The sequence below is a fragment of the Pseudomonas sp. Q11 genome, assembly GCF_024494355.1.
Classification (GTDB): Bacteria; Pseudomonadota; Gammaproteobacteria; order Pseudomonadales; family Pseudomonadaceae; genus Aquipseudomonas; species Aquipseudomonas hefeiensis.
The window spans coordinates 208,580-228,052 of record NZ_JAKNQY010000003.1; the positions used below are offsets into that span (position 1 = coordinate 208,580).

Genomic DNA, 19,473 nt, shown 5'->3' on the forward strand with positions numbered 1-19,473 from the left:
ACCGCCCTCCTGTGGCGAGGGAGCTTGCTCCCGCTGGGTTACGTAGGAGCTGTCGAGTGCAACGAGGCTGCGATCTTGCCCCTATCAATTGAGTCCAAAGCGAAAGATCAAAGGATCGCAGCCTTCGGCAGCTCCTACAGCGCTAGCAAGCTCCCCCGCCACAAGGGCAGGATCTATGCATAACCCCTGCGCCGTCATCCCGGTCTACAACCACGAAACCGCCGTCGCGACCGTGGTGCAGGCCCTGCTCGCCAACGGCCTGCCCTGCGTGCTGGTGGACGACGCCAGCAGCCCGGTCTGCGCGGCGGTACTGGAGCGGCTGGCCGACGGCGAACGGGTTCATCTGGTCAGGCTGGCAGTCAATCAAGGCAAGGGTGGCGCTGTGATGTCCGGTCTGCGGGAGGCTTCGCGCCTGGGCTTCAGCCATGCCTTGCAGGTCGATGCCGACGGGCAACACGATCTGGGCGACGTGAAAACCTTCATCGAGCAATCCCGTACTCACCCGGATGCGGTGATCTGCGGTTATCCGCAATACGATGAGAGCGTGCCCAAAGGCCGCTTGTATGCACGCTACCTGACGCATGTCATGGTCTGGATCAACAGCCTGTCCCTGCAAATCCGCGACTCCATGTGCGGCTTTCGGGTCTACCCCTTGCCACCGGTGCTGACGCTGATCGATTCGGCGAACATTGGCAAGCGCATGGATTTCGACTCCGACATCCTGGTACGCCTGGCCTGGCGCAATCAGCCGATGCGCTGGTTGCGTACCCGGGTTCACTACCCCTTGGACGGGGTTTCGCACTTCCGCCTGTTCCACGACAACGTGCTGATTTCCAGCATGCACACCCGGTTGTTCTTCGGCATGCTGGTGCGCTCTCCCCTGATTCTCTGGCGACGGTGGCGAACATGAGCCTTGAGACAGACAAGCGGCACTGGGCCGACCGCCAGGAGCGCGGCAGTTTCTGGCTGATGAAACTCACCGCGTTCGCCGCCAAGGTATTGGGCCGCCGCTTACTGAGCCCGTTGCTGTACGGCATCGTCCTGTACTTCTTCATTTTCGGCCGCAGCGCCCGGCAGGCAGCCTGGCAATATCAACAGCGCCTGGCTGACTGGAGCGGCCGCACCGAGCTACGCCCAAGCCATGGGCGGGTGTTCGGGCAGTTCATGGCGTTTGCCGACTCCCTGCTGGACAAGCTCGACGTCTGGAACGGCAAGCTGAGCCTGGAACAGATCGAAATCGTCGATCCGGCATTGCTGCGCAATCATCTGCGCGACAGCCGTGGGCAGATGCTGGTGGGCGCACATCTGGGCAACCTGGAAATGTGCCGGGCCCTGGCCGAGCTGGGCGAGAAAGTGACCATGAACGTGCTGGTGCACACCAAGCACGCCGAACAGTTCAATCGTTTGCTGGGGGAAGCCGGTGCCACGCATCTGCGGCTGATCCAGGTCAGTGAGCTGGACCCGGTGATCATGCTGCAACTGAGCGAACGCCTGGAGCGCGGCGAGTGGCTGGCGATAGCCGGCGACCGCATACCGCTGCACGGCGCACGCACTGTGACCGTGGACTTCATGGGTCGCCCGGCGGCATTCCCCCAAGGCCCCTGGCTGCTGGCCGGGCTGCTCAAATGCCCGATCAACCTGCTGATGTGCCTCAAGCACGAGGGGCGCTATCGAGTCACCCTCGAACCCTTCGCCGAGGCCGTGGTGTGGAAACGCAGCGACCGCGAGCAGGTCATTGCCCATTGGGCCGGCCTCTACGCCCAGCGCCTGGCGCATTATTGCCTCCAGGCACCACAACAGTGGTTTAACTTTTACCCTTTCTGGAAGACCGATGACGATGCCCACTCTTGAGCCGGTAACCTTCGGCGAACGCCCCTTGCGCATCGAGGACGTGCTGGCCCTGGCCAACCGTCAGGCGCAGACGCGGTTGCAGGATGATCCGGCATTCCGCCAGCGCATCGCCAAGGGTGCGCAATTCCTCGACTCGTTGCTGACCAAGGAAGGCGTGATCTACGGCGTGACCACCGGCTATGGCGACTCCTGCGTGGTGGCCGTGCCGTTGCACCACGTCGAGGCCCTGCCACGTCACTTGTATACGTTCCACGGTTGCGGCCTGGGCAAACTGCTGGACGCCCAGGCCACCCGCGCCGTGCTCGCCGCGCGTTTGCAGTCGCTGTGCCACGGCGTGTCCGGGGTGCGCGTGGAACTGCTGGAACGGCTCCAGGCCTTTCTCGAACATGACATCCTGCCGCTGATTCCGGAAGAAGGCTCGGTGGGCGCCAGCGGGGACCTGACGCCACTGTCCTACGTCGCCGCCACACTGTCCGGCGAGCGAGAGGTCATGTTCCGTGGCGAGCGTCGGCTGGCCGCTGATGTGCATCGCGAATTGGGCTGGACGGCGCTGGTGCTGCGCCCCAAGGAAGCCCTCGCGCTGATGAACGGCACCGCCGTGATGACCGGCCTGGCCTGCCTGGCCTTCGCCCGCGCCGACTACCTGCTGCAACTGGCGACCCGCATCACCGCGCTGAACGTGGTCGCGCTGCAAGGCAACCCGGAACACTTCGACGAGCGCCTGTTCGCCGCCAAGCCGCATCCGGGGCAGATGCAAGTGGCCGCATGGCTGCGCAAGGACCTGGCGATCGACGCCCCGACCGCACCGCTGCATCGCCTGCAGGATCGCTACTCCCTGCGCTGCGCCCCCCACGTGCTCGGCGTGCTGGCCGACAGCCTGAGCTGGTTGCGTTCATTCATCGAAATCGAGCTCAACAGCGCCAACGACAACCCGATCATCGACGCCGAAGCCGAGCGGGTTCTGCACGGCGGACATTTCTACGGCGGGCATATCGCCTTTGCCATGGACAGCCTCAAGAACCTGGTGGCGAACGTCGCCGACCTGCTGGACCGCCAGCTCGCGCTACTGGTGGACGAACGCTACAACCACGGCCTGCCGAGCAACCTGTCCGGCGCCAGCGCCGAGCGAGCGATGCTCAACCATGGCGTCAAGGCAGTGCAGATCGGTACCAGCGCCTGGACCGCCGAAGCCTTGAAAAACACCATGCCGGCCAGCGTGTTCTCGCGCTCCACCGAATGCCACAACCAGGACAAAGTGAGCATGGGCACCATCGCTGCCCGGGATGCGATCCGCGTGCTGGAGCTGACCGAACAAGTCGCCGCCGCGACGTTGCTGGCCGCCAACCAGGGCGTGTGGCTGCGCAACCGTGCCGAAGATGCCCGACCGCTGCCGCCGGCCCTGGCCGACATGCACGAACAACTGGCCGTGGATTTCCCGCCGGTCATCGAAGACCGCGCCCTGGAAGGCGAATTGCGCCTGTGCCTGCAACGCATCGCCGAGCAACACTGGAGGCTGCATGCGTAGCCAGGGAGTGTTGCACGTCGAAACGCAGGTCGTGGTGCCGTTTTTCGATGTCGATTCGATGAACGTGGTCTGGCACGGTCACTACGTCAAGTACCTGGAAGTGGCCCGCTGCGCCTTGCTCGACCTGATCGGCCACAACTACAACGACATGCTCGCCTCCGGCCATGCGTGGCCGGTGATCGACCTGCAACTGCGCTATGTGCGCAGCGCCGTGTTCGGTCAGACCCTGACTGTGCGCGCCAGTCTGGTGGAATGGGAAAACCGCTTGAAGATCAATTACCTGATCAGCGACGCCGCCACCGGTGAACGCCTGACCCGCGCCAGCTCGGTGCAAGTGGCGGTGGACGTCGCCAGTCGCGAAATGCTGCTGGCCTCGCCGCGGGTCTTTGTCGAAGCCGTCGAAAGGAAACTGCCATGAAGCGCCTGTCAGTCTGGCTGTTGCTGTGCTGCCTGGCACCCGTAGCCCAGGCGTTCGACTTGCAACAGTTGAGCGAACAACTGGCCCGTCCGGACGTGATCCACGGCCAGTTCATCCAGGAAAAGCACTTGCGCGCCCTGCCCCAGCCCCTCACCAGCAAGGGCCGTTTCGTGTTGGCGAAGAACCACGGCCTGCTGTGGCTGCTGCAAACCCCGCTGCAGCAGGATTACCGCATCACCCCCCAGGGAATCGCCCGGCGCGATGGCGACACCTGGCAGACACTGCCAAGCAAGAGCGCCGGCGCCGAACAGAATCGTTTGTTCCTTGCGGTGTTACAGGGCGACAGCAGTGGCCTGCAACGGGACTTCGACCTTAGTCTCTCGGGCCAACCGCAGCAGTGGAAGCTGACCCTGACCCCGCGCTCGGTGCTGCTCAAACAAATCTTCGACCAGATCAACATCGAGGGCGGCGAGCTGGTGCAGCGTATCGAACTGCTGGAAACCCAGGGTGACCGTACCGTGCTGCGCATGCAGGACAGCATCCGCGCGAAAGCCTTGAGCGAAGCGGAGCAACATGATTTTGCCGAGTGAACGCAGGCTGCCGCGACTGTTCCTGATCCTGTTGCTGGCGGTGCTGGCGCTGGCCGGTTGGCAGTGGCGCAATGGCGCGCCCCTGTCAGCCAACCTCATGGAACTGGTGCCGGGCACCTCTCCTGATGCGCTGGAGCTCATCGCCGAACAACGCATGCAAGAACCCCTCAACCGCGAGGTGCTGCTACTGGTCGGGCACACCGACCGCCAGCAGGCCATCGCCCTGGCGCAAACCCTTGGTGAGCAGTGGCAGGCCAGCGGTTTGTTCGACAGGGTCCAGTTGACGCTGCAGGCCGACCTCCCGACCTTGCGCACACAATTGCTCAACGGCCGGCTGGCAATGCTCTCGGCAGCGGACCGGCAACAACTGATCGATCAGCCCCAGGCCTTCATCCAACAACGGGTACAGGCGCTCTTCGACCCGTTCAGCGGCTTCAGCCTGGTGCCGAGCCAGGACGATTGGCTGGGCCTGACCGGGCGCATCCAGGGCAGCCAGCCGCAACGCGGCGCGATACAGCTGGATGTCGGCAGCGGCGCACTGATCGCTGAAGCCGACGGCAAAAACTGGGTGCTGCTGCGAGCCCGCACCCATGGCAACGCCTTTGACATGAACCTGCCGCTGCAAGTGGCCGAGCTGCTGCAACGCAGCCGTGAGCAGGCGGAACCGGCACACGGGCATCTGCTGGCGGCCAGTGGGCTGCTGTACGCCGCCAGCGCCCAACAACAGGCTTCGCGGGAAATCACCTGGGTGGGCGGTGGGGCGACGCTCGGCATTTTGCTGCTGCTGTTGCTCGCCTTCGGACGCTTGCGAGCGTGGCTGGCGTTCGTGCCAGTGCTGGTGGGCATCCTGTTCGGCGCGGTGGCCTGCGTGGCGCTGTTCGGACGCATGCATGTCATGACGCTGGTGCTGGGGGCCAGCCTGATCGGCGTGGCGGTGGATTATCCGCTGCACTACCTGTCCAAAAGCTGGAGCCTCACCCCGTGGCGCAGTTGGTCGGCCCTGCGCCTGACCCTGCCGGGGCTGAGCCTGAGCCTGGCGACCACCTGCATCGGCTACCTGGCCCTGGCCTGGACGCCTTTCCCGGCCCTGACCCAGATCGCGATATTTTCCGCCGCCGGTTTGATCGGCGCTTACCTGACAGCGGTTTGCCTCTTGCCGGCGCTACTCAAGGGCGTGGACTTACGCCCGGCCCAGTGGCCGCTGCGGCTGTGCGAACACCTGCTCAGGGCGCGCGAAGCATTGCTGGCGCGGGTGCGTACACCGGTCTTGTTGGGGCTCTTGCTGATCTTCTGCGCTGGCGGCCTCTGGCAACTGACCACGAAAAACGACATGCGCCAGTGGATCGGTACGCCTGAGCGTTTGACCGACGAAGCCCAGGCCATCGCCCGTATCACCGGTTTCCAACCCACCAGCCAGTTCTTCCTGATCCGCGCCGATGACCAGCAACACCTGCTGGAACGTCAGACGGTGCTCAACGAGCGGCTGGAGCAGTTGATTGGCCTGGAGAAGCTTGAGGGCTACCTATCGCTGAACCAACTGGTCAGCCCGCCCGCCGAACAACAGAAAGTGCGTGAGGCCCTGGCCCGATTGCCGGCGTTCTGGCAACCGCTGCTGGACCTGGGTGTGCCGGTCGCCGCACTGCAAGCCGAACTGGCGCAATTGCAGGCCTTGCCGGTGACCGACATCGATGCCGCGTTGACCGGCCCATTGGCCGAACCGTACCGCACACTGTGGCTCGGTCCGACGACCGATGGCGTGGCGGCGGTGGTCAGCCTGCAAGGCTTGAATGATGCAGCGCTGCTCAGGGTGCAGACGCTGGATCTGCCTGGCGTACAACTGGTTGATCGCCTGGGGGACCTGAACCGGGTCTTTGCCGCCACGCAGGTCAGCGCCGCGGAGCTGAAACTGGCCTCCTGCGTGCTGATCGTGCTGTTGTTAATCTGGCCCTTCGGTGTCGGCGGCGCCCTTCGCATCGTCGCTCTGCCGTTGTTGGCCGCGCTGTGCAGCCTGGCGAGCCTCGGCTGGCTGGGCCAGCCACTGACCCTGTTCAGCCTGTTCGGCCTGTTGCTGGTCACCGCCATCGGCGTCGATTACGCGATCCTGATGCGTGAACAGATTGGCGGCGCGGCGGTGAGCCTGCTGGGCACCCTGCTGGCAGCAGTCACCACCTGGCTGTCGTTCGGGCTGCTGGCGGTTTCCAGCACTCCGGCGGTGAGTAGCTTCGGCCTGGCGGTCAGCCTGGGGCTGGCGTTCAGTTTCATGCTGGCGCCGTGGGCCGGACGTCAAGAACACCGCACGCCTGTACAAGGGCCAGTCCCACGATGATTGCCGATACTAAAGGAATTCCAATGCCTGTTATTGAAACGGAACGTCGCCAGGTCGTCGTCATCGGCGCAGGTCCCTCTGGCGCCATCGCCGCCGCGCTGCTCAAGCGTAAGGGCCACGATGTGCTGGTCATTGAGCGCCAGCACTTCCCACGGTTTTCCATCGGCGAAAGCCTGTTGTCCCATTGCCTGGACTTCGTCGAAGAGGCCGGCATGCTCGACGCGGTGAATGCCGCCGGGTTTCAGCGCAAAAACGGCGCGGCGTTCGCCTGGGGCGAGCGCTACAGCGCCTTTGATTTCGGCGACACCTTCAGCAAAGGCAAGCCCACCACCTTCCAGGTGCAGCGCGCCGACTTCGACAAGCTACTGGCCGATCAGGCGGCGCTGCAAGGTGTCGAGATTCGTTATGGGCAAGCCATCACCCGCGCCGACTTCTCACTTGCCAAGCCCCAACTGGGCGTACAGCGCGAAGACGGCAGCGAGTACCTCGTCGAGGCCGACTTCGTCCTCGACGCCAGCGGCTATGGCCGGGTCTTGCCACGCCTGCTGGACCTTGAGGCGCCCTCGAACTTCCCGCTACGCCAGGCGGTGTTCACCCACATCGAAGATTGCATCGATACCCCCACCTTCGACCGCGAAAAAATCCTCATCACCACTCACCCGACCCAGCGCGATGTGTGGTTCTGGACCATTCCATTCAGCGGCGGGCGCTGTTCGGTCGGTGTGGTGGCGGCGGCAGAGCATTTCGCCGGTCGCACTGACGATCTTGACGCTTGCCTGCGCAGCTTCATCAACGAAACGCCAAGCCTGGCCGGCGTGCTCACCAACGCGGTATGGGACACCCCGGCGCGAACCATCGGCGGCTACTCGGCCAATGTCAAAACACTGCATGGCCCCGGGTTCGCCCTGCTGGGCAACGCTGCGGAATTCCTCGACCCGGTGTTTTCTTCCGGCGTGACCATCGCCATGCGCTCGGCCAGCATGGCCGCCGGCGTGCTGCATCGTCAGTTGCAAGGTGAACGCGTGGATTGGCAAAGCGAATTCGCCGAGCCACTCAAACGTGGCGTCGATACCTTCCGCTGCTACGTCGAGGGCTGGTACGCCGGCACCTTCCAGGACGTGATTTTCTACACCGACGGCTCGCCAGACATTCGCCGCATGATCAGCGCGATCCTGGCCGGGTACGCCTGGGATGAACGCAACCCGTTCGTCAGCGAACCCAAGCGACGCCTGCGCATGCTCTCGGAAATCTGTGCGAGCACGGCGCCATGAGCAAACAACCATGAGCTACCTGAGCGACAACTACGTCGAAGAAACCCGCTTCGGGTTCTGGTTCCTGCGCAGCCACACCTGGCAGCACCATGTCTTGCGGGTGGCGATCAATGACCTGCGCAACCTCTTCAGTGGCCCGTTGCCGGTGGCGCCGGTGCTGCTGGATGCCGGTTGCGGCCAGGGCAAGTCGTTCCAGTACTTGCGCCAGGTGTTCGCGCCACAGCGCCTGATCGGCGTCGACGCCGACCCTCACAGCCTGGCCCTGAGTCTTGCGGAAGCCGCACGCCAAGGTATGGCCGTGGAACTGATCGGCAGCGATTGCGCGACGTTGACTGTGCCTGATGACAGCGTCGACCTGCTGTTCTGTCATCAAACCTTTCATCACCTGGTGGAGCAGGAAAAAGCCCTCGCCGAGTTCTACCGCGTGCTCAAACCCGGCGGCTATCTGATGTTCGCGGAGTCCACTGCGGCCTACATCGACACCTGGGTGATCCGCTGGTTGTTCCGTCATCCCATGCACGTGCAAAAAAGTGCCGCGCAATACCTGGAAATGATCCGCGGTCAGGGTTTCCAGTTCGAAGCCGCCAACGTCTCGTATCCCTATCTGTGGTGGAGCCGCGCCAAGGATTTCGGCCTTCTCGAACGCTTCGGCCTGCGCCGCCCCAGGCCCTTTGGCGAGCGGGAGGAAACCCTGGTCAATGTAGTGGCCCGTAAACCCGTTGAAGGGGTTGTCGAATGATTCGTGCGCTGCTTTTTGGCTGCTTGCTGTTGCTCAGTGCCTGCGCCAGTCAGGCGCCGCTGCCGGAACGCACGCCGACCCTGGCACTGCCGCTGCAGTTGCATATCGAGCGGCAACTGGCCGGACAGCGTCAGGATTGGCTGCTGGTGATCCAGCGCGAAGGTGCCGGCATCCGCTGGTCGATGATGGACCCGCTGGGCATTCCCCTGGCCCGCCAACGCCTGGTGGACGGCCAGTGGCAAGCCGACGGACTGCTGCCACCCAACGCCGAAGCCCGTGAACTTTTCGCCGCGCTGTTGTTTGCCCTGACGCCCGAAACCGAACTGCCGGGCAACTACCCCACCGCCCAGCAAGAGGCTCGGCAACGCACCCTGGGCCAACGCTGGCAAGTGCGCTACACGCAACCGCTGGATTTTGAACTGCGCCTGCCCCAAGGCCCGCACTACCGCATCATGCCGTTGACCGAGAGCACCCCATGACCGCTTATTTGAATGCCCTCGGGGTGATTTGCGCCCTGGGCCGGGGTAAAGATGAAGTAGCACGCAACCTGTTTGCCGGCGACTGCTCCGGCGTGCGCGTGCAGGATGGCTGGGTGGCCGAGGGCAAATTGCCGGTGGCCTCGGTGTCGGGTGAACTCGCTTGCATACCGCAATCCTTGATCGCGCACCGCAGCCGCAACAATCAGTTGCTGCTCGAAGCGGGGCTACAGATTCGCGACGAGATCGATCAGGCCATTGAGACTTACGGTCGCGCTCGCATCGGTATCGTGCTGGGCACCAGCACCTCGGGCATCGATGAAGCCAGTCAGGGCATTGCCCACTACCTGCGCGAGCAGCGCTTCCCCGACGGCTACGACTACCAGCAACAGGAACTGAGCGCGCCGGCCAACTTTCTTTCCGACTGGCTGGATCTGAGCGGCCCGTCCTATGTGATATCCACCGCCTGCACATCCAGCGCCCGGGCATTGATGAGCGCCCGGCGCCTGCTGGACCTGGGCCTGTGCGATGCGGTGCTCTGCGGTGGTGTGGACAGCCTGTGCAAACTGACCCTCAACGGCTTTTCGGCCCTGGAAGCGGTGTCGGGCGAGCGCTGTAATCCGTTTTCGGTGAACCGCAGTGGCATCAATATCGGCGAGGCCGCCGTGCTGTTTCTCATGAGCAGGACGCCAGGGCACCCGGCACCAATTGCCTTGCTGGGTGACGGCGCCAGCTCCGATGCCCACCATATTTCCGCGCCGGAGCCCAGTGGTCGCGGCGCTCGCCAGGCCATGGAAAAAGCCTTGCGTCGTGCCGGCCTGCAACCCGGCCAGATCGATTACCTGAACCTGCACGGCACCGCCACGCAACACAACGATGCCATGGAAAGCCAGGCAGTGGCCGGGCTGTTTCCAGCGGGAGTACCCTGTTCGTCGACCAAGCCTATGACCGGCCACACCCTCGGGGCCGCCGGGGCGCTGGAAGCGGCGTTCTGCTGGTTGAGCCTGAGCACGCAAAACACTGCACATGCCTTGCCGCCCCATGTCTGGGACGGCCAGGCCGATTCTGAACTGCCGGCGTTAAAGTGGGTAACTAGCAGCACCCGCCTGAGCCCGACATCACCGCGCCGCCTGATGAGCAATTCGTTCGCCTTCGGCGGCAACAACGTCAGCCTGATTATCGGAGACGCCCCATGATTGACTGGCCGCTCGCCGAACTGCTGCCCCACGCCGGCGACATGATCCTCATCGACCGCATCCTGGCGTTCGATGACGAGCAGATCCATACCCTCGCCACCGTCAAGCCCGACGGGTTGTTCAGCCGCGATGACGGTGGGCTGCCGGCCTGGGTCGGCATCGAGCTGATGGCCCAGAGTGTCGCGGCGTTTGCCGGTTGCCATGCACGCCAACGTGGTGATGCCGTGGCGCTTGGCTTTTTGCTCGGCACCCGCAAGTTCGAGTGCAATGTCGAATTTTTCCCGGCCGGTACCGAGTTGACTATCCACGGTGTGCGCTCGCTGGAAGACGACAACGGCATGGGCGTGTTCGAATGCCACATCAACGCCCCGGGTATCCACGCCACGGCCCGGTTGAATGTGTTCCGGCCACCTCAGCCAGCCCATTACCTTCATGAACCGACCGCAACAGGAAATACGCCATGACTGAATCCGTACTGGTCACCGGCTCCAGCCGCGGCATCGGCCGTGCCATCGCCCTGCGTCTGGCCCAGGCCGGGCACGACCTCGTGCTGCATTGCCGCAGCGGGCGCGCCGAGGCTGAGGCCGTCCAGGGCGAAATCCAGGCCCTCGGGCGCAATGCCCGGGTGCTGCAGTTCGACGTGTCCGACCGCAGCGCGTGCAAAAGCATTCTCGAGGCTGATGTTGAAACCCACGGCGCCTACTACGGCGTGGTGCTCAACGCCGGGCTGACCCGCGACGGCGCATTCCCGGCCTTGAGCGAGGACGACTGGGATGTGGTGATGCGTACCAACCTGGACGGTTTCTACAACGTACTGCACCCGGTGATGATGCCGATGATTCGTCGCCGCGCCGCCGGGCGAATTGTTTGTATTACCTCTGTTTCGGGGCTGATCGGCAATCGCGGCCAGGTCAATTACAGCGCGTCGAAAGCTGGCCTGATCGGCGCGGCAAAGGCGTTGGCAATCGAGTTGGGCAAGCGCAAGATCACTGTCAATTGCGTCGCGCCCGGGCTGATCGACACCGCCATGCTCGATGAAAACGTGCCCGTGGAAGAACTGATGAAAATGATCCCCGCCCAGCGCATGGGTACCCCGGAAGAAGTGGCGGGCGCGGTGAATTTTCTGATGTCCGCCGAGGCCGGCTACATCACCCGGCAGGTTCTGGCCGTCAACGGAGGCCTGTGCTGATGAAGCGCGTCGTCGTCACCGGCATGGCCGGCATTACCTCTCTGGGCAGCGACTGGGAAACCATCGCCGCCAACTTCGCCGCCAACCGCAGCGGCATACGACGCATGGATGAATGGGACCGGTTCACCGAACTGAACACCCGCCTGGCCGGGCCTATCGACGACTTCCAGGTCCCGCCGCACTGGACGCGCAAGCAACTGCGCAGCATGGGCCGGGTATCGCGCCTGGCAGTCGGAGCCGCGGAACAGGCCCTGGCCGATGCGGGCCTGTTGGGCGATGAGTCGATCAAGGACGGGCGCATGGGCGTGTCCTGCGGTTCGTCCACCGGCAGCACCGACGAGATCAAGGCATTCGGCAACATGCTGCTCAACAGCGTGGCCGAAGGGCTGAACGCCAACTCCTATGTGCGGATGATGCCCCACACCACGGCAGCCAACATCAGTATCTTCTTCGGGCTTACCGGACGGCTGATTCCCACCTCCAGCGCCTGCACCAGCGGCAGCCATGGCATCGGCTATGCCTATGAGGCGATCAAGTTCGGTCGCCTGCCACTGATGCTTGCCGGAGGCGCGGAAGAACTCTGCCCGACCGAAGCGATGGTCTTCGATGCGCTGTACGCCACCAGCCTGAAAAACGATGCACCGCAGACCAGCCCACGGCCCTATGACAAGGACCGCGATGGCCTGGTGATCGGGGAAGGCGCGGGCATGCTCGTGCTTGAAGAACTGGAACACGCGCTGGCCCGTGGCGCACGGATCCATGCCGAAATCGTCGGCTTCGGCAGCAACGCCGACGGCCAGCACGCCACTCGCCCCGAACTGAGCACCATGCGCCGGGCCATGGAGCTGGCCCTGGAGGATGCGGGTCTGAAACCCTCGGCCATCGGCTACGTCAACGGCCACGGCACCGCCACCGAACAGGGCGACATTGCCGAAACCCTGGCCACCAGCAGCCTGTTTGGTGAACAGATGCCCATCAGCTCGCAGAAGAGTTTCCTCGGTCATACCCTGGGTGCCTGCGGGGCGCTGGAATCCTGGTTCAGCATCGAAATGATGAACCACGATCTCTACGTGCACACCTTCAACCTCGATGAGGTTGATCCCCAATGTGGCAAGCTCGATTACCTGCGCAACGAATTCCGGCCGATGAGCCACGAATACGTGATGAACAACAACTTCGCCTTTGGTGGGGTCAACACCTCGCTGATCTTCCGGCGTTGGCCCGCCAGTTAAACACCCCTCATGTGGGAGCGAGCCTGCTCGCGATAGCGGTGGGTCAGCGCCGGTGCTGTTGGCTGTACTGCCGTCATCGCGAGCAGGCTCGCTCCCACAGGGTTTGGGCCTGACGCCTCGGTGCATGAGGTAGATCATCTTCAACCTGTCTGGAGCTCTCCAGCAGTCCGAGTGTCAAGCACGAACCTTGCTCCCGCTGGGCTGCGCTGCAGCCCTCGTTCATTGGATGTCCTCCTTCATCACATCCGAGTGCAGGCGATGAACCTCCGCCAGCCTGAGAGCAGGCAAGAAATCCTCCGCCATCGGCACGCCCTCACGCACGATGATCATGAATCGTCGCTGAAGCGTATTGATGATCTCGTCGCCATTACTCAAGCGACTGCCGACCAGTGCGATGTTGCTATTGGTTTCCCCGGCGGCGGTGACGATCCGCGCCGTGCTGCCATCGGCATACACCACCTGGTCGCCTTTCTGCGCGGCGCGTACTTTCCAGCCATTGTCCAGGGTGAACGTCAACGACGATGACACTTGCTGGATCGTTCCGCCGTTACGCGTCTGGCTCCCCTCGGTGGCCACTCGGTAAATAGCGATTGGCGGATGAGCTTCGACGAATGCTTTTTGTCGATTAACGAATGCCGCGACTTCTTCGCCGTAACCCTCCAGTTGGCGTGGCTCCAAGTACAAGTCATCCAAATGAAGGAGAGACTCACGGGAGATTTCGTTGGTGTAGGGGGCATCCAAAGATGAGTGCATTTTCAGGGGCCTTATTCATGGGCTTCAGGCTGCGTCCCCTTCCACCGGGAGAGAGCACTGAGCCGGACGATCAGAGTGATGAATAAGACGTTGCAGCACTGGTGAGCCGCAACCCCGGCGGAGGGGGATCTGGAACGAATAAGAAGTGTCGTAACTGGAAATGCGCGTTTTCCTACAGTAGCGACGCAAGTTCCACCCTGTTTTCCCCTCTTCGGGATCCAAATCGAAGCAGCGCTTTTTTCCGCTTGTCGGAACTGTCAGCTCTGACAGTAGCGAAGGAGCTCAGGATAGCTTCAGGCTTCCAGACGTATTCCAAATCAACGCTCGGTAAAACATCCCGGCCTTATGAACGGCAACTCGCAATCTCATAAAAAATAATCTGGTTCCCAACATGGATAAGGAATTGATGAACACAATAGCCTGGTCGAGCCGTGCAGCCGCATCTTCCAAACTCCATGCCATGCCTTCTTCGGAACCAAACAGCGTCGTTGTCAACGGTGCGACATTTACACATGCCTATGCATCCGTGAACGGTATTCGCCTCCACTACCTCATGGGGGGTGATGGCAAACACCCGGTTCTGCTGGTGCATGGGTTTCCAGGCAGCTGGCGTAGCTGGGAGCCATTGATGGGCGCATTGGTGCATGCCGGTTTTACAGCCATCGTTCCTGATTATCGCGGCGCTGGCGAAACGGATATTTCAGTCGGTGGCTACGACAAAAAAAGCATGGCCCGTGATCTGCACGAACTGGTCACCCTCTTGAGCATCAAGCGGGTCGATATCATTGGCCATGACATGGGCTTGATCATTGCCTACGCCTACGGGGCGCTTTATCCGGCTGAAACCGGGCACATTGTGTTGATGGATGGATTTATTCCGGGCGTTCCCGGATGGGAAGTTGCCTATAACGGGGATCCTGCAGCCGGGATAGCCAGCAAATGGCATTTTCGCTTCTTTGGCAAAGTGGCCCTCAGCCTGATTCAAGGACAAGAGAAAACCTACCTGGACATGTTCTTCGATGACTTCGTACTCGCGCGCAACGCTAAAGTCAGTAACGAGGTGCGACAGGCGCTGGTGCAAGACTACTCCCGGCCTGGGCGCATGGAAGCGGCCTTCAAGCTCTATTCAACCTGGGTAGAACATGACGCGAACGACAACCTGGAATTTTCCAAGAACAAATTGACTGCTCCACTGCTCACCATCGGCGGGGACCACTCGAGAGGAAAAACCTTGGCCGAACAGGCCTTGTACATTGCGACGCAACCGCACTCATTGATATTGGTAGATACCGGGCATTGGGTGCTGGAGGAACAAACGCAGGCGACTCACGAGGCGATTTTGGCATTCCTCACCATCACTCAATGACCCATGCAATCCCTGTGGGAGCGGGCTTGCTCGCGAAGACGACGGGACCGTCAACATTGATGTTGTCTGACACACCGCTTTCGCGAGCAAGCCCGCTCCCACAAGTTCTGCGACTAACTGACAAACATTGTCCGAGCCCCACGTCATAGCCGCTCATTGTTGTTCTTACCCTATCGCCCCTCCCTGCATGCGGTACCTATATACCACCCACCCAAATTTTTCTTGAATAGGTTGTGCTGCCTACATTCCTCCAGGAAGAAAGCAGTGGAACATACCCCCTTAACAACGTCTTATGACTTACCGCCGGCCGACAGCGCCGTGGTGCCGGATGCCCGGCTGGTCAGCCAACTCCAGGCTTCGCAGCAACACATGATCCGCCTGAACGACGCCATCCCACGGCCTTCCAATGTGCTGAGGCAACACCTGGATTATTGGTTCAGGAGAACCTTCCCTGCGTTGGCCAGCAGCGTGACGGTGCACGCGCTGTCCGTGCGAACGCTGCGAGAAGAGACGACCCTGCCTGCGCAGCGCACAGCCGGCGGCCCGACAACCCGTCGGACGGTGATGGACATCCTCTTCCTCGAGACGCTTTTGTTGCAAGCCGTCGCCGGCAGGATCGATCCGCGCGCGTTCTTCCGTGACCTGAACAGCATCGAGATTGTCACCCGCAGGGACAGCGCCACCGCAGCCCCCGTCGCCCTGAACGAGCGCGCCGTGAAAACTGAAATCAAACGACTGATCAGTACCACGCCGGCGCTCTATGAACGACTGCTCACCCGTGCATTGGATGAGTTCTGGAACAAGCCGGCCGACTTCAGCCAGAACCACAACGTCGGCGACTGGCTGGCGGATGAACTCGCCAGGCAACTCAAGGCCCAGGCCGATCTTCACTGGCTGGACGAGAGGTTGAGCCCGCAGATGCACCAGGCGCTGACCGACTATGCGTTGTCGGCACCGGACGCGGCGTCTCGCGCACAGTTGGCGGAGCGGATCCGACCCGGGGTCTTCAGCCTGGGGATCACACCCCGCCGGTGGAGCTTCAGCGTACCGGTGTCGGGCGCCGTGGCCTTGTCGCGATATGACAACGCCAGCGATCCGGGGGCTGCCGTGCTGTACCGCCCGGGCCAGCCGCTGCAACTGTACGACACGCTGGCGGCACTCAAGGCCGGCCTGGCGCAAGACGGCAACGCTGGGGATGAAGTCGACACCGCACCTGTCACCGAGCACTTCCTCGCGCGCCTGGTCACGGAACTGCGGGCGGCGCAAAAAATCGCCGTGGGCACTGCCGTGCTGGAAGGTCCGGCGGCGTCGGAAGAAATCACCGCCTGGATGAACAGGATCGACGTGGCGGCGGACATCGGCCACAAGCTGGACCTGGCGAGCGCCATGGACGAGCGCGAGTTGCGGCTGAACCTGAAGAGACTCAATGATTGGCTGCACGGCAACCCGCACGTCACCGCCAGTGATCGCCTGGCGTGGTGGGCGGCGACGCGGGCCCTGCACAAAACCCTGACAGATCTGCCCCCGCCGCCGGACCCGGTGACGCTGGCCACCGCGGACGCGCTTCGGGACCGGACCCGTCAGCTGCTCGCCGACGTCATCAAGGCGAAATACCCGCCGGTCGACCCTGAGGACGTGTCCCTGAGCATCAGAAAAACCGTGGTCGACCCCCACGCACCGACGGGGAGCTCGCCGTTTGGCTCCGGGGTCTCGCAAGGCAGCGAGAGGGGAATCGTCGATGACCGTCGTTCCCTGACGCAGTGGGCGATGTCCAACCTGACCCAGGACGAACGCAATGCCCCTCACCCAACCGTGGAAGGGCCGCTGAGCTTCGCGCAAATTGTGGAGATCATTGAAAGGGCGAACATCGGCGCCCGGCTTCCGACCGAGCTGCAACGTGTGGCCCGGGAAGGCCAGGCGCAGTGGATGGCCCTGAAAGCGCAACAGATGCGCGCCCAGGTGTGGGCTGCCCATATTTCGAGCGACTTGAGGCACGACCGGGACAATACCGGCTTGAAGCTGGTGCTGGCCGCGCTGGACGGCCCGACCGCGGCGGCGCGCGACAAGGTCAACGGGCACGAGGTGGTGGTCCGCCAACTGCAATGGGGCGACAGCGTGCTGAAGGAATTGCTGGCGTTTGGGGTGAAGACGACGGCGAGCCGCCCCTCGTTGACGCTATACACACCAGGCGCCCCCGACGGCAAGACGTTCAGGGACGTGGATGCGCCCAGCGCGCGGACGTTGGAAATAACCTTGGCGAAAACACTCACCGCCACGTCGCAGATGACCCGCTGGCTCATTTCGCACCTGCCGCTGCTCGAACAGGCCAAGCAACTTGCCAGCATGGTACCGACCTCGGAGGAGCTGACACTCGAGGAAAAAATCAAGCAAGTCACACAGTCTGTTTTCACGTGGGCCAAGGACCGGGCACAGGATGATTTCGCGAAGACAATCGCTTCGCCCGTGGTCGAGGGGAATTTATTCAAAGCGTTGCATGAGACGCAAATCGCCCATGGGATCAAGGCGGTGGAGATGTTGACGGTGACCCATGCCGAGCGCGACAGCACCCGCGCCCAAGAGGGACGCCGCAACGCAGTCATGCTGCTCACGGGTGCGATGTCGATGTTCCCGGCAGGCCGGCTAGGCGGCCTATTGGGGCGTGCAATCGTGCCGACCATGACCGCGGGTGCCGCGGTGTCGGCGATAGACATCGAGGGCGGCAGTCTCCATCAGTGGACCCATGACTTTATCGCTGGGCTGGGGGACGTCCTGGCCGAGGCCGGGCAGGACTTGATCATGGCCCGCGCGGGGCGCCGTCGAAGCCAGGCACGCCCGGCATTATCGACCCTGCCCCACATGCCCGACCCGAACCTGGAGCCGTTCACTCTCAAAGGATTCGATGGCAAGGGGTTGGTGTCCGAGGGACGCAATCGCTACAGCGACGCAAACGGACAGGAGTATCTGAAGCTGGGCACGGGTTACTACAGGACCCAGATGCAGGCAGGTGAAAGGATTATCTACGCACCAAACAACCGCACGCACCAACGGACCGTGACGTGGGAGAACAGCCAATGGAAAGTTGAAGAACCGCTAGGGTTACGCGGTGGCGGCCCTGTACACAGCCTGCTCGGCTGGACCCCGGAAACCCCTCAACAGACAACTCTCAATGCGCTGGTAGAGGGGGCGCTGGTCAAGCATATCTATCGCGACGTCAATGTGATCAATAAGGCAAAGCGTATTTTCCATTCGATGCCCGATGAACTGGCCGAACGCATCCTTCGCGAAAGCATGGCGGAGATAGACGTGCCCGATATAGAAACTTATCGCTCGCGGATATACGACCTGAATCAGGGATACCTAACTTTTTCGACTCAACAATATGAAACCGGGTATAGCAACCTGGTGGACAAGATGAACGCCTGGAGCATCGTTACCCTCAGTAGCACCCATATAGAAAGGAACGTACAGCGTGTGCAAATTACGGCCACTCAAAAAATAAAAATTTATGACACGATACTGGCCCACAAAAACGAGTTCTTCAGCGACGATCGGATCCAAGCCGATACAACGGTCATCAGCGATAACATTACCGATGCCGTATTCCTGGCCTATACCCCCAGACAAGGAAAAAAAAAGCGAGCCATAGAAAAAATAGCGAGAGACACCGCGCAGATGCTAGACGCCGTAGAAGCGCAAATGAACGCCAAAGCAACGAGCTTATTTCCGGGGAATGAGCCGGATGCAGTCGCTGCCAGAAGAAAATACATTGCCTCAGACGAATACTATAACGAGTCGATTGTCGCCCTCAGGGAAGAGAAAGTACGCCGGCACAAACCCGGGCTGCTGACAGAGATAAGGAATCATCGAATACCCTACCTGATAGCCAACAGGGGCAAGACACAACGAAGCATGACGCTGGTCTCCGGGGACGATATTAAAAAGTTTACAAATACCCTCTCTCACTATGAACCCTTCGACATCGACATCGTGACACAGGCCCGTACACATAAAGTGACCGGCACCCAACCTGCCACCACCGCTCCAGCCTTACCCAAACCAACACCCGCGCCGGACAAGTTCAGGGTAGACATCAGCCCACTGGCCGAAGCACAGATGTCATACGCCAACTTTCCCGAGACAGCCCAGGCGAAGATGCTGGAGATCATGGATGACATTCGCGCTGGCAGGGTTACGACCAAGCGAATCAATCGGTATTACTGGTACGACATGGCCCGACTGGCCCCCGGCGGCGGCCGAGGCGCATGGCGCGCCGCGTTTGAACGCCAGGGCGATACCTGGACGCTGCAAGGGTTTTATGACTATCACGTCAACAAACCTGCGACGGTATGGGGGGACTGAAAGAGCCCCACAAGGTCATGACGGGGCCATGAATGCAGGATCGTCTCCTGCCTCCTCCATGCACGCATCCAGATAATTAGCCATGTCCTCTTCGGTCTTGAGGTACTCGGCAGAGTCCCAACGAGTGAATTGTTCGGTCATGGATTTTGCTCCTGCCAGGATTTCGTTCAAGTTTGTATCAC

16 protein-coding genes and 1 pseudogene are annotated in these 19,473 nt (G+C 62.0%); 15 read left to right on the forward strand and 2 right to left on the reverse strand.

The annotated features are described in order from the left end of the window. The first annotated feature begins 175 nt into the window (after positions 1–175). The 13 genes from MA884_RS05090 to MA884_RS05150 are packed head-to-tail and all read left to right on the forward strand — an operon-like array spanning position 176 to position 12,813. Positions 176–910, forward strand: a complete 735-nt coding sequence (locus MA884_RS05090) for a glycosyltransferase family 2 protein (protein WP_256229358.1) — start codon at positions 176–178, stop codon at positions 908–910. Beyond that, entirely contained in the window at positions 907–1,851 is a 945-nt protein-coding gene (locus MA884_RS05095; protein ID WP_256229359.1) for a glycosyl transferase, read from the forward strand. The genes MA884_RS05090 and MA884_RS05095 overlap by 4 nt, the downstream gene beginning before the upstream one ends. Beyond that, positions 1,832–3,376 carry a histidine ammonia-lyase gene (hutH, locus tag MA884_RS05100; protein WP_256229360.1) on the forward strand — a complete coding sequence of 515 codons (1,545 nt, stop codon included), beginning with the start codon at positions 1,832–1,834 and terminating at the stop codon, positions 3,374–3,376. Before MA884_RS05095 ends, hutH begins: the two co-directional genes overlap by 20 nt. Next, the gene (locus MA884_RS05105; RefSeq protein WP_256229361.1) at positions 3,369–3,794 is read left to right on the forward strand and encodes a thioesterase family protein; all 426 of its coding nucleotides are present in this window, start codon (positions 3,369–3,371) and stop codon (positions 3,792–3,794) included. Before hutH ends, MA884_RS05105 begins: the two co-directional genes overlap by 8 nt. Next, positions 3,791–4,384 (forward strand): outer membrane lipoprotein carrier protein LolA, encoded by a 594-nt coding sequence (locus tag MA884_RS05110; RefSeq protein WP_256229362.1) that lies wholly within the window; start codon positions 3,791–3,793, stop codon positions 4,382–4,384. Before MA884_RS05105 ends, MA884_RS05110 begins: the two co-directional genes overlap by 4 nt. Then, the gene (locus MA884_RS05115) at positions 4,368–6,710 is read left to right on the forward strand and encodes an MMPL family transporter (RefSeq protein ID WP_256229364.1); all 2,343 of its coding nucleotides are present in this window, start codon (positions 4,368–4,370) and stop codon (positions 6,708–6,710) included. Before MA884_RS05110 ends, MA884_RS05115 begins: the two co-directional genes overlap by 17 nt. 23 nt (positions 6,711–6,733) lie before the next feature. Next, on the forward strand, positions 6,734–7,981 hold the full coding sequence (locus MA884_RS05120) for an NAD(P)/FAD-dependent oxidoreductase (protein WP_256229365.1): 1,248 nt from the start codon (positions 6,734–6,736) through the stop codon (positions 7,979–7,981). Between the two features lie 10 nt (positions 7,982–7,991). Further along, the gene (locus MA884_RS05125; protein WP_256229366.1) at positions 7,992–8,720 is read left to right on the forward strand and encodes a class I SAM-dependent methyltransferase; all 729 of its coding nucleotides are present in this window, start codon (positions 7,992–7,994) and stop codon (positions 8,718–8,720) included. Next, positions 8,717–9,199, forward strand: coding sequence for a DUF3261 domain-containing protein (locus MA884_RS05130; RefSeq protein ID WP_256229367.1), 483 nt, complete (start codon positions 8,717–8,719; stop codon positions 9,197–9,199). Before MA884_RS05125 ends, MA884_RS05130 begins: the two co-directional genes overlap by 4 nt. Next, on the forward strand, positions 9,196–10,392 hold the full coding sequence (locus MA884_RS05135; protein WP_256229368.1) for a beta-ketoacyl-[acyl-carrier-protein] synthase family protein: 1,197 nt from the start codon (positions 9,196–9,198) through the stop codon (positions 10,390–10,392). Before MA884_RS05130 ends, MA884_RS05135 begins: the two co-directional genes overlap by 4 nt. After that, on the forward strand, positions 10,389–10,856 hold the full coding sequence (locus tag MA884_RS05140; RefSeq protein WP_256229369.1) for a hotdog family protein: 468 nt from the start codon (positions 10,389–10,391) through the stop codon (positions 10,854–10,856). Before MA884_RS05135 ends, MA884_RS05140 begins: the two co-directional genes overlap by 4 nt. Further along, on the forward strand, positions 10,853–11,581 hold the full coding sequence (fabG, locus tag MA884_RS05145; RefSeq protein ID WP_256229370.1) for a 3-oxoacyl-ACP reductase FabG: 729 nt from the start codon (positions 10,853–10,855) through the stop codon (positions 11,579–11,581). Before MA884_RS05140 ends, fabG begins: the two co-directional genes overlap by 4 nt. Beyond that, positions 11,581–12,813, forward strand: a complete 1,233-nt coding sequence (locus tag MA884_RS05150) for a beta-ketoacyl-ACP synthase (RefSeq protein ID WP_256229371.1) — start codon at positions 11,581–11,583, stop codon at positions 12,811–12,813. Before fabG ends, MA884_RS05150 begins: the two co-directional genes overlap by 1 nt. 219 nt (positions 12,814–13,032) lie before the next feature. Here MA884_RS05150 and MA884_RS05155 read toward each other — a convergent pair whose 3' ends face one another. Then, positions 13,033–13,566 (reverse strand): hypothetical protein, encoded by a 534-nt coding sequence (locus tag MA884_RS05155; RefSeq protein ID WP_256229372.1) that lies wholly within the window; start codon positions 13,564–13,566, stop codon positions 13,033–13,035. Positions 13,567–13,972: 406 nt separating this feature from the next. Between MA884_RS05155 and MA884_RS05160 the strand changes: the two genes are divergently transcribed. After that, the gene (locus tag MA884_RS05160) at positions 13,973–14,932 is read left to right on the forward strand and encodes an alpha/beta fold hydrolase (RefSeq protein WP_371134738.1); all 960 of its coding nucleotides are present in this window, start codon (positions 13,973–13,975) and stop codon (positions 14,930–14,932) included. 264 nt (positions 14,933–15,196) lie between these two features. Then, positions 15,197–19,291, forward strand: coding sequence for a dermonecrotic toxin domain-containing protein (locus MA884_RS05170; RefSeq protein ID WP_256229374.1), 4,095 nt, complete (start codon positions 15,197–15,199; stop codon positions 19,289–19,291). 24 nt (positions 19,292–19,315) lie between these two features. Here the strand turns inward: MA884_RS05170 and MA884_RS05175 are convergent. Then, positions 19,316–19,432, reverse strand: a pseudogene (locus MA884_RS05175) (DNA-binding protein); the annotation flags it as partial. Positions 19,433–19,473 lie beyond the last annotated feature (41 nt).

What these genes read in the sequence shown, in the direction of transcription:
- MA884_RS05090 (WP_256229358.1), top strand. Translation starts at nt 176, where the DNA reads ATGCATAACCCCTGCGCCGTCATCCCGGTCTACAACCACGAAACCGCC.
- MA884_RS05095 (WP_256229359.1), top strand. Translation starts at nt 907, where the DNA reads ATGAGCCTTGAGACAGACAAGCGGCACTGGGCCGACCGCCAGGAGCGC.
- hutH (WP_256229360.1), top strand. Translation starts at nt 1,832, where the DNA reads ATGACGATGCCCACTCTTGAGCCGGTAACCTTCGGCGAACGCCCCTTG.
- MA884_RS05105 (WP_256229361.1), top strand. Translation starts at nt 3,369, where the DNA reads ATGCGTAGCCAGGGAGTGTTGCACGTCGAAACGCAGGTCGTGGTGCCG.
- MA884_RS05110 (WP_256229362.1), top strand. Translation starts at nt 3,791, where the DNA reads ATGAAGCGCCTGTCAGTCTGGCTGTTGCTGTGCTGCCTGGCACCCGTA.
- MA884_RS05115 (WP_256229364.1), top strand. Translation starts at nt 4,368, where the DNA reads ATGATTTTGCCGAGTGAACGCAGGCTGCCGCGACTGTTCCTGATCCTG.
- MA884_RS05120 (WP_256229365.1), top strand. Translation starts at nt 6,734, where the DNA reads ATGCCTGTTATTGAAACGGAACGTCGCCAGGTCGTCGTCATCGGCGCA.
- MA884_RS05125 (WP_256229366.1), top strand. Translation starts at nt 7,992, where the DNA reads ATGAGCTACCTGAGCGACAACTACGTCGAAGAAACCCGCTTCGGGTTC.
- MA884_RS05130 (WP_256229367.1), top strand. Translation starts at nt 8,717, where the DNA reads ATGATTCGTGCGCTGCTTTTTGGCTGCTTGCTGTTGCTCAGTGCCTGC.
- MA884_RS05135 (WP_256229368.1), top strand. Translation starts at nt 9,196, where the DNA reads ATGACCGCTTATTTGAATGCCCTCGGGGTGATTTGCGCCCTGGGCCGG.
- MA884_RS05140 (WP_256229369.1), top strand. Translation starts at nt 10,389, where the DNA reads ATGATTGACTGGCCGCTCGCCGAACTGCTGCCCCACGCCGGCGACATG.
- fabG (WP_256229370.1), top strand. Translation starts at nt 10,853, where the DNA reads ATGACTGAATCCGTACTGGTCACCGGCTCCAGCCGCGGCATCGGCCGT.
- MA884_RS05150 (WP_256229371.1), top strand. Translation starts at nt 11,581, where the DNA reads ATGAAGCGCGTCGTCGTCACCGGCATGGCCGGCATTACCTCTCTGGGC.
- MA884_RS05155 (WP_256229372.1), bottom strand. Translation starts at nt 13,566, where the DNA reads ATGCACTCATCTTTGGATGCCCCCTACACCAACGAAATCTCCCGTGAG.
- MA884_RS05160 (WP_371134738.1), top strand. Translation starts at nt 13,973, where the DNA reads ATGAACACAATAGCCTGGTCGAGCCGTGCAGCCGCATCTTCCAAACTC.